Source organism: Enterobacter sp. DC1 (assembly GCF_000568075.1).
Lineage (GTDB): Bacteria > Pseudomonadota > Gammaproteobacteria > Enterobacterales > Enterobacteriaceae > Enterobacter > Enterobacter asburiae.
Genome location: NZ_AZUA01000003.1, coordinates 84598 through 97290 on the forward strand (window position 1 = coordinate 84598; position 12693 = coordinate 97290).

Here is a 12693-nt window from a genome sequence, read left to right on the forward strand (position 1 = left end):
TCAGGCAGCATGCCTTAACGTGAGCAGGGTAATAAAGGAACCATAAATGAGCCAAACGATGGCGAATTTAGTCGATGTTCGCGGCGTGAGTTTTTCTCGTGCCAACAGATTGATATTTGATGATATTTCGTTGACCGTACCACGTGGCAAGATCACTGCCATCATGGGGCCGTCCGGGATCGGTAAAACGACCCTGCTGCGCCTCATTGGTGGGCAGATCCCACCCGATCGCGGTGAAATCCTCTTTGATGGCGAAAACATCCCGGAGATGTCACGCTCGCGCCTGTATACTGTCCGAAAACGCATGAGCATGCTCTTTCAGTCTGGAGCCTTGTTCACCGACATGAATGTCTTTGATAACGTGGCCTACCCGCTGCGCGAGCATACCAGCCTGCCGCCGGAACTGCTGAAAAGCACGGTGATGATGAAGCTCGAAGCCGTCGGTTTGCGGGGCGCCGCGAAGCTGATGCCTTCGGAGCTTTCCGGCGGGATGGCGCGCCGCGCCGCGCTGGCGCGAGCCATTGCATTAGAACCTGATTTAATCATGTTCGACGAACCGTTTGTTGGACAGGATCCCATCACGATGGGCGTGCTTGTTAAGCTCATCTCTGAACTGAACAGCGCGCTTGGCGTCACCTGCATTGTGGTATCTCACGATGTGCCGGAAGTATTGAGCATTGCCGATTACGCCTATATTGTGGCGGACAAAAAGATCGTCGCACACGGCAGCGCTCAGGCGCTGCAGGAAAATTGCGATCCGCGCGTGCGGCAGTTCCTCGACGGTATTGCCGATGGCCCTGTGCCGTTCCGCTACCCGGCGGGTGACTATCGTGACGATTTACTGGGAATAGGGAGTTAAGCCACTCATGCTGTTAAATGCGTTGGCCGCTCTCGGACACCGTGGCATAAAAACCATCAGGACGTTCGGGCGTGCCGGATTGATGTTATTCAACGCGCTGGTCGGCAAGCCGGAATTCCGCAAGCACGCACCGCTGCTGGTGCGTCAGCTTTATAATGTCGCCGTGCTGTCAATGCTCATCATCATTGTTTCCGGTCTGTTTATCGGTATGGTGCTTGGGCTACAGGGCTATCTTGTGCTGACAACCTACAGTGCGGAAACCAGCCTTGGGATGCTGGTGGCGCTCTCGCTGCTGCGCGAGCTAGGGCCGGTTGTGGCGGCGCTGCTGTTCGCCGGGCGTGCGGGGTCGGCATTAACGGCTGAAATTGGCCTGATGCGTGCGACCGAGCAGCTCTCCAGCATGGAGATGATGGCGGTCGATCCGCTGCGTCGCGTGATCTCGCCGCGTTTCTGGGCTGGGGTGATCTCTTTACCGTTACTGACTATTCTGTTTGTCGCCGTGGGTATCTGGGGCGGTTCGCTGGTTGGCGTGCACTGGAAAGGCATTGATGCCGGTTTCTTCTGGTCCGCGATGCAGGACGCCATCGACCTGCGGATGGATCTGGTTAACTGCCTGATTAAAAGCGTGGTATTTGCCATTACGGTCACCTGGATTGCATTGTTCAATGGTTACGATGCCATCCCGACGTCGGCGGGCATTAGCCGTGCAACTACACGTACAGTCGTACATTCGTCGCTGGCCGTACTGGGTCTGGATTTTGTGCTCACCGCACTGATGTTTGGGAATTGAGTTCATGCAAACGAGAAAAAATGAAATTTGGGTCGGTGTATTCCTTCTACTGGCGCTGCTGGCCGCGCTGTTTATCTGCCTGAGAGCGGCGGATATCACGTCTGTGCGTACCGAGCCGACGTATCGCATCTATGCTACCTTCGATAACATCGGCGGGCTGAAGGCGCGTTCACCGGTTCGTATCGGCGGCGTGGTGATCGGACGCGTATCTGACATTACGCTTGATGAGAAAACCTATCTGCCACGCGTCGCGATGGATATCGAAGAGCGTTACAACCATATCCCAGACACCAGCTCCCTTTCTATCCGTACTTCCGGCCTGCTGGGCGAACAATATCTGGCGCTTAACGTCGGCTTTGAAGACCCCGAGCTGGGAACGACTATCCTTAAAGACGGTAGCGTCATTCAGGATACGAAATCCGCGATGGTGCTGGAGGATATGATTGGTCAGTTCCTTTACAGCAGTAAAGGGGATGAGAAAAAATCCGACGCTGCCCCAGCGCAGAGCGAAGATCATACCGACGTCGCACCGACGCCAGGTGCTGCGAATTAAAATCAGGAGAAGTCATTCATGTTTAAACGACTGTTAATGGTTGCCATGCTGGTCATCGCCCCTCTTACCGCCGCTCACGCTGCGGATCAGAGTAACCCGTACAAACTGATGGACGAAGCGGCGAAGAAGACCTTCGACCGTCTTAAAAATGAACAGCCTAAAATTCGTGCTAATCCTGATTATCTGCGTGACGTCGTTGACCAGGAGCTGCTGCCGTACGTGCAGATTAAATATGCGGGTGCGCTGGTGCTGGGACGTTATTACAAAGACGCGACCCCTGCGCAGCGTGATGCCTATTTTGCCGCGTTCCGTGAATACCTGAAACAGGCTTATGGCCAGGCGCTGGCGATGTACCACGGTCAGACCTATCAGATTGCGCCTGAGCAGCCGCTGGGCGATGCGACCATCGTCCCTATCCGTGTGACGATCGTCGATCCTAACGGTCGTCCGCCGGTTCGTCTGGATTTCCAGTGGCGTAAAAACAGCCAGACCGGTCACTGGCAGGCGTATGACATGATTGCCGAAGGGGTAAGCATGATCACCACCAAACAGAACGAATGGAGCGACCTGCTGCGCACCAAAGGCATTGATGGCCTGACCGCTCAGCTGCAGTCTATCTCTCGCCAGAAAATTACCCTGGACGAGAAGAAGTAATGTCACAGCAACTCAGCTGGTCGCGTGAAGGCGAAACATTAAAGCTGTCCGGTGAACTGGATCAGGATCTGCTGAACCCACTGTGGGACAAACGCCACGAAGCGATGCAGGGCGTTACGCGTATCGACTTAACCGACGTTACGCGGGTGGATACGGCGGGTGTTGCGCTGCTTGCCCATCTGGTTGCCGTGGGAAAAAAGCAGGGGACAAGCGTTAAGCTTCACGGCGCGAGCGATAATGTCGTGACTCTTGCGCAGCTCTACAACCTCCCTCAGGACGTACTGCCTCGTTAATATTTTCAGTGCGTTACTTCCGAAAGACCTGACTGTTTCATCGTCGGGGCTTTTTGCTTGTTTAAGACAACGCCACTTTGCTCTAAGATGTTGGGCTTGTTTTCACTATCAGATGATTAAGAGCCCATGGAAAATCATGAAATCCAGACAGTGCTGATGAATGCACTCTCCCTTCAGGAAGCCCACGTCACTGGCGATGGCAGTCACTTCCAGGTTATTGCTGTGGGTGAGATGTTCGACGGTATGAGCCGCGTGAAGAAACAGCAGGCTGTGTACGCGCCGCTGATGGAATATATTGCGGATAACCGCATCCACGCCCTGTCGATTAAAGCGTTCACCCCGCAAGAGTGGGCACGCGATCGCAAACTAAACGGTTTTTGAGCTGAGGGCGACAGGCCCGCAGCACGGTTGAATTTATAAGAGAGCACACAATGGATAAATTTCGTGTACAGGGGCCAACGCGTCTCCAGGGCGAAGTCACAATTTCTGGCGCAAAAAACGCCGCGCTGCCAATCCTCTTTGCTGCGCTGCTGGCTGAAGAGCCGGTAGAAATTCAGAACGTACCGAAGCTGAAAGATATCGACACCACCATGAAGCTGCTCACCCAGTTGGGCACGAAAGTTGAGCGTAACGGTTCCGTCTGGATCGACGCCAGCAAGGTGAACAACTTCTCAGCCCCTTACGATCTGGTGAAAACCATGCGTGCATCCATCTGGGCGCTTGGCCCGCTGGTAGCGCGTTTTGGTCAGGGACAGGTCTCTCTGCCGGGCGGCTGCGCCATCGGTGCGCGTCCGGTTGACCTGCACATCTTTGGTCTGGAGAAGCTGGGCGCAGAGATCAAGCTGGAAGAAGGTTACGTTAAAGCGTCCGTTAATGGTCGTCTGAAAGGCGCGCACATCGTCATGGACAAAGTGAGCGTGGGCGCAACGGTCACCATTATGTCTGCGGCGACGCTGGCAGAAGGTACCACCATCATCGAGAACGCCGCGCGCGAACCGGAGATTGTGGATACTGCCAACTTCCTCGTGGCGCTGGGAGCGAAGATTTCCGGTCAGGGTACCGACCGTATCACCATCGAGGGCGTTGAGCGTCTGGGCGGTGGTGTCTATCGCGTTCTGCCGGACCGTATCGAAACCGGTACCTTCCTGGTCGCTGCGGCGATTTCTGGCGGGAAGATTGTTTGTCGCAACGCGCAGCCAGATACCCTGGATGCGGTGCTGGCGAAACTGCGCGATGCGGGTGCGGATATCGAAATCGGTGAAGACTGGATCAGCCTCGATATGCACGGTCAGCGTCCAAAAGCGGTCAATGTGCGTACGGCGCCGCATCCGGCGTTCCCTACAGACATGCAGGCGCAGTTCACACTGTTGAACCTGGTCGCCGAAGGCACTGGCTTCATCACAGAAACCATTTTCGAGAACCGCTTTATGCACGTACCGGAGCTTATCCGTATGGGGGCCCATGCAGAGATCGAAAGTAATACCGTGATTTGCCACGGCGTTGAGAAACTGTCAGGTGCTCAGGTGATGGCAACCGATCTGCGTGCGTCTGCAAGCCTGGTGCTGGCGGGTTGTATCGCGGAAGGTACAACGATCGTGGATCGTATCTATCACATCGATCGTGGTTATGAACGTATCGAAGATAAACTGCGCGCGCTGGGTGCCAACATCGAGCGTGTGAAGGGCGAGTAATCGTTCCGGCAGCCCCCTGCCAGCAATGACCGGGGGGTTGCTGTTCCTGTCAAAAACGCGTTATTCCTGCGGTTCTCTTTTTACCTTTCTCTGGCGAATCATGCGCGATCTGTCGATAAATTCATGAGTAATGGGATCGTGATAGCGAGAAGGCCAAATTACCCACGGATGCGTATCCAGCGCCGTCGCGATAATTAATTCTCCCTTGGGCCAGGGGCGGGTGAGGGCGTTTGCCAGAGTTGAAGAACTTAGACCATGGCGGCGGGACTCTGCTGCCAGTGAAGTGCCTCTTTTGCGCAGTGCGGCAATAATATCAGCCGTGTGCCAGTCGATAAATTTCGTATCCATAACGCCGTCCTTAAGTTCGGATTCACCTACGCCGTTTCTTCTGAAACGACGCGGTTACTATACCCATTTCAACTTCTTGTTCTAAAAAGTTCGCGTTACTTGAAGGGATATTCAGAATAAGACACGGCTTTATTCATGCGGTCTCTAAACCGATGAATTTACATGAACACGGAATTTACAGGTGTGTACTGGAATCTCCCCGCTATCGCTGCGGGGAGAAACAAGGGGATTAACGGTCGCGCTGAACGGCGATGTGGGCAAGGCCAATCAGTGCCTCGCGCCACGGACTGTCTGGAATGACCTGAAGCGCTTCGATGGCTTTGTCGGCTTCTTCTTCCGCACGCTGACGCGTCCATTCCAGCGATCCGCAGATAGCCATGGTTTCCAGTACAGGTTCCAGAAGATGGCGGCCATTTCCCTGCTCAATTGCTTCACGAATCATTTTCGCCTGGTCGGCTGTTCCATTGCGCATAGCATGAAGCAGCGGCAGGGTTGGTTTGCCTTCGTTCAGGTCATCGCCCACGTTTTTGCCGAGCGTCTCGCCGTCCGCACTGTAGTCCAGCAAATCATCAATCAGCTGGAATGCCGTACCCAGGTAGCGGCCATAGTCCTGCAGGCCTTTTTCCTGTGCTTCGGTACAGTCAGCCAGAATGCCGGAACACTGGGCAGCCGCTTCAAACAGGCGCGCAGTTTTGCTGTAGATGACGCGCATGTAGTTTTCTTCGGTAATGTCAGGGTCGTTGACGTTCATCAGCTGCAGCACTTCGCCTTCAGCAATGACGTTTACGGCTTCGGACATCACTTCCAGCACTTTCAGTGAGCCCAGGCTGGTCATCATCTGGAAGGCGCGGGTATAGATAAAATCCCCCACCAGGACGCTGGCTGCGTTTCCGAAAGCGGCGTTTGCCGTGGCTTTGCCACGACGCATATCCGATTCATCCACAACATCGTCATGCAGAAGCGTCGCCGTGTGAATAAATTCGATGAGCGCTGCGATAGTGATGTGAGCATTTCCCTGATAGCCAACGGCTCTGGCAGCCAGAATGGCAATCATCGGACGAATGCGTTTACCGCCGCCGCTGACGATGTAATAGCCCAACTGATTGATCAGCTGAACGTCAGAGTTGAGTTGCTCCAGGATTGCTGCATTCACACCCGCCATATCTTGCGCGGTTAACTCGTTGATTTTTTCTAAATTCATCGCAAAAGCCGGGCTTTTTATCCTGTTGATCCCATCTTCAATGGGGTAACGAAGGGTTTCGGTTTATCAATAGTAGTGCTGATTGTACTGAAAAAACGGCACAGATAAACGTTACCGTACGTGTTGTGTTTTTTTTCTTCATGTATTGACGGTAGCACTTGTCAAAGGCTCGCGTTTTGCGTAATATTCGCGCCCTATTGTGAATATTTATAGCGCACTCTGATTCATACGAGGACGTGCGCGGAAGCGGAGTTTATATGTACGCGGTTTTCCAAAGTGGTGGTAAACAACACCGAGTAAGCGAAGGTCAGACCGTTCGCCTGGAAAAGCTGGACATCGCAACTGGCGAATCTGTTGAGTTCGCAGAAGTTCTGATGATCGCAAACGGTGAAGAAGTCAAAATCGGCGTTCCTTTCGTTGATGGCGGCGTTATCAAAGCTGAAGTTGTTGCACACGGTCGTGGCGAGAAAGTTAAAATCGTTAAGTTTCGTCGTCGTAAGCACTACCGTAAGCAGCAGGGCCACCGTCAGTGGTTCACTGATGTGAAAATTACTGGCATCAGCGCCTAAGACCTGAGGAGAGATTTAAATGGCACATAAAAAGGCTGGCGGCTCCACACGTAACGGTCGCGATTCAGAAGCTAAACGCCTTGGCGTTAAGCGTTTCGGTGGCGAATCCGTTCTGGCGGGTAGCATCATCGTTCGTCAACGTGGTACCAAATTCCACGCTGGCAACAACGTAGGTTGCGGTCGTGACCACACTCTGTTTGCTAAAGCAGACGGTAAAGTGAAATTTGAAGTTAAAGGCCCGAACAACCGTAAATACATCAGCATCGTTGCTGAGTAAGGTTTTCTCGGTCCGGTAACGGATTAAAGCCCCGCAACCTGTTGCGGGGCTTTTTACATTGGAAACCCGGTATTTTTTTCTGTAGGGAAAACGGGCATGAAGCAGCAGGCCGGCATTGGTATTCTTTTGGCGCTCACTACCGCAATGTGCTGGGGTGCGCTGCCAATTGCAATGAAGCAGGTACTGGAAGTGATGGAGCCGCCTACGGTGGTCTTTTATCGCTTTCTGATGGCAAGCATCGGCCTCGGGGCCATTCTGGCTATCAAAGGTAAGCTTCCACCCTTGCGGCTTTTCCGCAAACCGCGCTGGCTGGTATTGCTGGCTATCGCGACGGGCGGTCTGTTCGGTAACTTCATCCTGTTCAGCTCTTCCCTGCAATATCTCAGCCCCACGGCGTCGCAGGTGATAGGTCAGCTTTCACCGGTGGGCATGATGGTCGCCAGCGTCTTTATCCTCAAGGAAAAGATGCGTGGTACGCAGATTATCGGGGCGAGCATGCTGCTATGCGGTCTGGTGATGTTCTTCAACACCAGTCTGATAGAGATTTTCACCCGCCTGACGGATTACACATGGGGTGTAATTTTTGGTGTGGGGGCAGCAACGGTCTGGGTGAGCTATGGCGTCGCACAAAAGGTGTTATTGCGTCGTCTTGCCTCACAGCAGATCCTCTTTTTGCTGTACACTTTGTGTACAATAGCATTGCTGCCATTAGCAAAGCCGGGTGTGATTTCTCAGCTTAGCGACTGGCAACTGGCGTGCCTCATTTTTTGCGGGCTGAACACGCTGGTCGGTTATGGCGCGCTGGCCGAAGCGATGGCGCGCTGGCAAGCAGCACAGGTGAGCGCGTTAATTACGCTTACTCCGCTGTTTACGCTGTTATTTTCAGATTTGTTATCAATGGCCTGGCCCGATGTCTTCGTCAGACCGATGCTCAACCTGTTGGGTTATCTCGGTGCGTTTGTCGTGGTTGCGGGCGCGATGTATTCCGCCATTGGTCATCGTCTTTGGGGACGTTGGCGCAAAAATGAAGCGGTTGTAGTAGTCCCCCGCTCAGGCGAATGAGTTACGGAGAGTAAAATGAAGTTTGTTGATGAAGCGACGATCCTGGTCGTGGCTGGTGATGGCGGCAATGGTTGCGTGAGCTTCCGCCGTGAAAAGTATATCCCACGTGGCGGTCCTGACGGCGGCGACGGCGGGGATGGTGGTGACGTGTGGCTGGAGGCGGATGAGAACCTCAACACGCTGATCGACTACCGTTTCGAAAAATCCTTCCGCGCTGAACGTGGCCAGAACGGCCAGAGCCGTGACTGTACCGGAAAACGCGGTAAAGATGTCACCATTAAAGTTCCGGTCGGTACGCGTGTGATTGACCAGGGAACCGGTGAAACCATGGGTGACATGACCAAACACGGTCAGCGCCTGATGGTGGCTAAAGGCGGCTGGCACGGTCTGGGTAACAGCCGTTTCAAATCCTCCGTTAACCGTACTCCGCGTCAGAAAACGATGGGTACGCCGGGTGATAAGCGCGATCTGCAGCTGGAGCTGATGCTTCTGGCAGACGTGGGCATGCTGGGTATGCCAAACGCCGGTAAATCGACGTTTATTCGCGCCGTTTCTGCGGCGAAACCAAAAGTGGCGGACTATCCGTTTACCACGCTGGTACCAAGCCTGGGCGTTGTCCGTATGGATAACGAGAAGAGCTTTGTGGTTGCCGATATTCCGGGTCTGATTGAAGGCGCTGCGGAAGGCGCGGGTCTGGGTATTCGCTTCCTGAAACACCTTGAGCGTTGCCGCGTGCTGCTGCACCTTATCGATATCGATCCTATCGACGGTTCCGATCCGGTTGAAAACGCCCGCATCATCATCGGTGAGCTGGAAAAATACAGCGAAAAACTGGCGAATAAACCACGCTGGCTGGTCTTCAACAAGATCGACCTGATGGACAAAGCCGAAGCGGAAGCGAAAGCTAAAGCGATTGCTGAAGCGATGGGTTGGGAAGATAAATACTACCTGATCTCTGCGGCAAGCCAGGTTGGCGTGAAAGATCTGTGCTGGGATGTGATGACCTTCATCATTGAGAACCCAATCGTTCAGGCGGAAGAAGCGAAACAGCCTGAAAAAGTCGAATTCATGTGGGATGACTACCACCGCCAGCAGCTTGAAGAGCTGGAAGCGGAAGAAGATGATGAAGACTGGGACGATGACTGGGATGAAGACGACGAAGAAGGCGTCGAGTTCATCTACAAGCACTAATATCTGTCCAAAGCCCCCATTATGGGGGCTTTTTTTATTCCAGCGTTGCGGGCAGCCAGCAGCTGGCGATCAAACCACCTTCAGCGCCGTTCTCAAGCGTCAACCTGCCGTGGTGGAGTTGCACGATGCGCTGCACGATACTCAGGCCCAGACCGCTGCCACCGTAGCGCTGGTCAAGACGGCGGAATGGCTCGGTAATTGACTGTCGGTGCGCGTCATCAATACCGGGCCCCTGATCGATCACGCCGATCTGCGTCCCCCCGTCGACCTCGGTTAATGTCACCGTAATCGTTGTCCCTGCCGGGCTGTAGCGCCCGGCATTCTCCAGCAGGTTGCGCAGCATCAGACGCAGGAGCACGGCGTCTCCCTGAACCGTGAGCGCGCTTTTAGCGGGCCAAATCACCGTATGCTCTTTGGCTTCATGGCCGAGGCCAAGAGGTTCAATGATATTTTCCGTCCAGCTCACGGTTTCGTAGTGTCCGCTGGCCATTGCCTGTCCGGCACGGGCCAGCATCAGCAGTTGCTCAACGGTATGCATGAGCTGATCGATACGGCTAATTAACGTCGCGGCCTGTGGTGCGCCTGACTGCGCCATGAGCTCCAGATGGAGCCGGATACCGGCAAGGGGCGTTCGAAGCTCGTGCGCGGCGTCAGCGGTGAAGAGTCGCTCCTGCTGAATGGTATTGTCCAGCCGGGCAAGCAGCTGGTTCAGGGAGGTTGTCACCGCGCCGATTTCTTCCATGTCGGAATACATAGGAAGCGGAGTTAAGTTATCCGCCGAACGGTTAGCCAGGCTGTCACGCAGTTTATTCAGCGGTCGGGTTATCCAGGTGACTGCCCAGAATGAAAACAGGAGCGTGAAACCAACCATCACCAGAGAAGGGACGAGAAGGGAAGCAATCGCCTCGCGGATCTCTTTTTCGACATGGTTATTACGAGCTTTTGCCGACAGCGTTTCATTCACCAGAAAACCAATCTGCTCACGGCTTTCATGCCACAGCCAGATGACGCTTATCAGCTGGAAAAATAAGAGAATAACCGCCAGCAGCACCATTAAACGCCGACGCATGCTGTTCATTTCTGGCTCTCAAGGCGATAGCCAACGCCACGGACGGTTTTGATTCTGTCCTTGCCGAGCTTGCGACGCAGGTTGTGAATGTGCACTTCAAGGGTATTGGACCCCGGATCGTCCTGCCAGGAGTAGATATCCTGCTGGAGCGTTTCTCTGTGCACCGTTTGCCCGCTGCGCATGATCAGGCGCGTAAGCAGGGCGAACTCTTTTGGCGTCACCTCTACCGCCCGATCCTGGCGAAGTACCTGCTGGGTTTGCAGATTCAGCGTAATATCGCCGTCGGTCAGTAAGTTATCACTATGGCCCTGATAGCGGCGAATCAACGCCCGCACCCGAGCCTGCAGCTCCGCAAGCGCAAAAGGCTTCACCAGGTAATCATCTGCGCCTGCATCAAGGCCGGTGATACGATCCTCAATGGCGTCGCGTGCCGTCAGGATCAACACCGGGTTGGCGATGCCGCGGCGTCGCCACTGGCTGAGCAGCGTGGCGCCGTCTTTATCAGGCAAGCCTAAATCGAGGATCACCAGACTGTATTCGCCGCTCTGGATCAGGGCGTCCGCCTCCGCTGCGGTGCCGGCACAGTCGAGGGCATACCCTTCATTGGCCAGCCCCAGCGCCAGCCCTTCCTGCAATAACAGATCGTCTTCAACTATGAGTAGTTTCATCGCTAGTTATTCTGGTAGATGTCCTTATAAAGCCTGCTTTCGAAGCGAACAAGCGGAATACGGCGATTGCGCTGGTCGGTCGGTTCGACGGCATAGCCGGAAAGATACTGCACGAATGCCATGCGTTGTCCGCTGGCGGTAGTGATGAAGCCTGCAAGGTTGTAAACCCCCTGCAGTGAGCCAGTTTTAGCGGATACTTTGCCATCCACGCCGGCAGCGTGAAGCCCGGCGCGATACTGCAGCGAACCGTCATGCCCGGCGAGAGGCAGCATTGAAATAAAGTTTAGCTCAGTGTCATGCTGTGCAATGTACTGAAGCACCTGCATCATCGTGGCCGGAGAGATCAAATTATGACGCGATAATCCGGAGCCATCGACCGCGATGGTATTACCCAGCTCGATCCCGGCCTGCTGGCGCAGGATCTGACGAACGGCGTCTGAACCCGCGCGCCAGGTGCCCGGCACGCCGAAACGCGCGTGACCGATCATGCGGAACACGGTGTCGGCAATCATGTTGTCAGACTTTTTCAGCATGATTCGCAGTAAATCGTGCAGCGGCGGAGACTGTTTGCTGGCGATGACCGTGCCGGGCTGGTTAACCTGCGTCTGGCGAAGCAGAGTGCCGGTGTAGGTTATGCCCGCTTGTTTCAGTTCATCTTTCAGAATGGCGCCCGCATAGCTTGCACCATCCTGTATCGCAAAGGCCAGCGGCAGCGGATCGGCGCGCTGCGTCAGGCAGCCGGTTAGCGTGAAGCGGTTAAGATCGCCCGGCACGACGTCCAGCTCACAATATTGCGCATCCGGGGAGCCTTTCGCCAGCGTGCGGACCTGGCTAAACATTGTGACCGGGTAGTAGGATGCGATGCGGATAAACGCTAAATCATCTGGCTTTGGCGCGCTGTAAAGCGAAACCGAGAAGCAGTTACGGTCAACAATCGCGGCGGCGGGTGGGGCGCTAAAACATTGGGTCATGTCGTTCCACGGCCAGCCTGGGGCTTTATCGTGGCTGGCAAAGATGGACGTGTCGATCAGCACATTGCCATCAATTTTCTGTACGCCAGATTTTTTCAATACCGCAACCATATTGCGGATATCCTGGCGCTTAAAGGTCGGATCGCCGCCAAAACGGGCGATAAGATCGCCTTTCAGTTCGCCACCCTCGACGTTACCTTTGGTCTCGAGTGTGGTCGTAAAACGGAAGTCAGGCCCGAGCTGGAGCAGGGCGGCGAGGGCAGTGATCACCTTTTGGGTACTGGCAGGCAGCGCCATCTGTTGACTGTGATAGTCAATCTCGGGAGCCTGTGCGCCAACCTTCTGCACCATCAGGGCAAGGTTCGCGCCTGCGGGGAGCTGATTAATGTACTCATCAACATTCGCGGCCTGGGCGGTGAACGTTATACTGGTAGTCAATCCGATGATAAATCTGGAAAATCGCATAATCTCGCGCTAACAACCCGAAAACAAACCGT

The 12693-nt window shown here is 54.6% G+C and carries 16 protein-coding genes; 11 read left to right on the plus strand and 5 right to left on the minus strand.

What is annotated here, in order from left to right:
• Positions 1–46 precede the first annotated feature (46 nt).
• The 7 genes from mlaF (at position 47) to murA (ending at position 4840) form a co-directional block, all read left to right on the plus strand.
• Positions 47–859, plus strand: coding sequence for a phospholipid ABC transporter ATP-binding protein MlaF (gene mlaF / locus P346_RS11350; protein WP_023309353.1), 813 nt, complete (start codon positions 47–49; stop codon positions 857–859).
• Between the two features lie 7 nt (positions 860–866).
• On the plus strand, positions 867–1649 hold the full coding sequence (gene mlaE / locus P346_RS11345) for a lipid asymmetry maintenance ABC transporter permease subunit MlaE (protein ID WP_023333605.1): 783 nt from the start codon (positions 867–869) through the stop codon (positions 1647–1649).
• 4 nt (positions 1650–1653) lie between these two features.
• Positions 1654–2202 carry an outer membrane lipid asymmetry maintenance protein MlaD gene (gene mlaD / locus P346_RS11340; RefSeq protein WP_023309352.1) on the plus strand — a complete coding sequence of 183 codons (549 nt, stop codon included), beginning with the start codon at positions 1654–1656 and terminating at the stop codon, positions 2200–2202.
• A gap of 18 nt (positions 2203–2220) precedes the next feature.
• Positions 2221–2856 carry a phospholipid-binding protein MlaC gene (gene mlaC, locus P346_RS11335; protein WP_032659707.1) on the plus strand — a complete coding sequence of 212 codons (636 nt, stop codon included), beginning with the start codon at positions 2221–2223 and terminating at the stop codon, positions 2854–2856.
• Entirely contained in the window at positions 2856–3149 is a 294-nt protein-coding gene (gene mlaB / locus P346_RS11330; RefSeq protein ID WP_032659710.1) for a lipid asymmetry maintenance protein MlaB, read from the plus strand. The genes mlaC and mlaB overlap by 1 nt, the downstream gene beginning before the upstream one ends.
• 126 nt (positions 3150–3275) lie before the next feature.
• Positions 3276–3530 carry a BolA family iron metabolism protein IbaG gene (gene ibaG, locus P346_RS11325; RefSeq protein ID WP_008501458.1) on the plus strand — a complete coding sequence of 85 codons (255 nt, stop codon included), beginning with the start codon at positions 3276–3278 and terminating at the stop codon, positions 3528–3530.
• 50 nt (positions 3531–3580) lie between these two features.
• On the plus strand, positions 3581–4840 hold the full coding sequence (gene murA / locus P346_RS11320) for a UDP-N-acetylglucosamine 1-carboxyvinyltransferase (protein ID WP_023309349.1): 1260 nt from the start codon (positions 3581–3583) through the stop codon (positions 4838–4840).
• 60 nt (positions 4841–4900) lie between these two features.
• On the opposite strand, the gene sfsB is transcribed toward murA, so the two are convergent.
• Positions 4901–5188, minus strand: coding sequence for a DNA-binding transcriptional regulator SfsB (gene sfsB, locus P346_RS11315; protein ID WP_023309348.1), 288 nt, complete (start codon positions 5186–5188; stop codon positions 4901–4903).
• A gap of 229 nt (positions 5189–5417) precedes the next feature.
• The gene (ispB, locus tag P346_RS11310) at positions 5418–6389 is read right to left on the minus strand and encodes an octaprenyl diphosphate synthase (RefSeq protein ID WP_024906360.1); all 972 of its coding nucleotides are present in this window, start codon (positions 6387–6389) and stop codon (positions 5418–5420) included.
• Between the two features lie 257 nt (positions 6390–6646).
• Between ispB and rplU the strand changes: the two genes are divergently transcribed.
• The 4 genes from rplU to cgtA all read left to right on the plus strand — a co-directional run bounded on the left by rplU (position 6647) and on the right by cgtA (position 9488).
• Complete coding sequence (gene rplU / locus P346_RS11305) at positions 6647–6958, plus strand: 50S ribosomal protein L21 (protein ID WP_003025032.1); 312 nt, start codon at positions 6647–6649, stop codon at positions 6956–6958.
• Positions 6959–6977: 19 nt separating this feature from the next.
• Positions 6978–7235: a 50S ribosomal protein L27 gene (rpmA, locus tag P346_RS11300; RefSeq protein ID WP_004385076.1), complete on the plus strand. Its 258-nt coding sequence runs from the start codon at positions 6978–6980 to the stop codon at positions 7233–7235.
• A gap of 96 nt (positions 7236–7331) precedes the next feature.
• The gene (locus P346_RS11295; RefSeq protein WP_023309346.1) at positions 7332–8297 is read left to right on the plus strand and encodes a DMT family transporter; all 966 of its coding nucleotides are present in this window, start codon (positions 7332–7334) and stop codon (positions 8295–8297) included.
• Between the two features lie 15 nt (positions 8298–8312).
• Complete coding sequence (cgtA, locus tag P346_RS11290; RefSeq protein ID WP_023333597.1) at positions 8313–9488, plus strand: Obg family GTPase CgtA; 1176 nt, start codon at positions 8313–8315, stop codon at positions 9486–9488.
• A 34-nt stretch (positions 9489–9522) separates the two neighbouring features.
• Here cgtA and pmrB read toward each other — a convergent pair whose 3' ends face one another.
• Genes pmrB through dacB form a run of 3 tightly spaced genes read right to left on the minus strand, consistent with a single transcriptional unit; the run spans position 9523 to position 12661 of the window.
• Positions 9523–10566, minus strand: a complete 1044-nt coding sequence (gene pmrB / locus P346_RS11285) for a two-component system sensor histidine kinase PmrB (RefSeq protein ID WP_032659713.1) — start codon at positions 10564–10566, stop codon at positions 9523–9525.
• Positions 10563–11225, minus strand: coding sequence for a two-component system response regulator PmrA (pmrA, locus tag P346_RS11280; RefSeq protein ID WP_032659715.1), 663 nt, complete (start codon positions 11223–11225; stop codon positions 10563–10565). The genes pmrB and pmrA overlap by 4 nt, the downstream gene beginning before the upstream one ends.
• Before the next feature lie 2 nt (positions 11226–11227).
• On the minus strand, positions 11228–12661 hold the full coding sequence (gene dacB, locus P346_RS11275) for a serine-type D-Ala-D-Ala carboxypeptidase (protein ID WP_032659718.1): 1434 nt from the start codon (positions 12659–12661) through the stop codon (positions 11228–11230).
• Between the last annotated feature and the right edge of the window lie 32 nt (positions 12662–12693).